Raw genomic sequence first — 242 nt, forward strand, 5'->3', positions numbered from 1 at the left:
CATGCGGTTAAAGAGGACCGTTGCCAGCGACAACGCAATAATCGAATGCGGCAGCAGGTACAGCTGGCTGGCAACTTCCAGGACCGCGTTGCCGGGCAACGTCGATGCGGCGGTGGTCTCCCCCGCATCATTGAGGCGCAGCCGCTCAGCTCCAGGAATCGTGGCGATTTTCATGACGTACAGAAATGCCAACTGCCCGACGGCGGCAGTCGCCAACGTCCACGCGCTGAGCTTGGCCGCCT

General features: G+C 62.0%; 1 protein-coding gene. It reads right to left on the minus strand.

The features are described from left to right. Positions 1–242, minus strand: a 242-nt coding sequence (locus SB847_RS22050) for a hypothetical protein (protein ID WP_410578875.1), incomplete at both ends; no start/stop codon positions are given.

This window comes from Bacillus sp. SIMBA_026 (assembly GCF_046535335.1).
Taxonomy (GTDB): Bacteria; Bacillota; Bacilli; order Bacillales; family Bacillaceae; genus Bacillus; species Bacillus velezensis.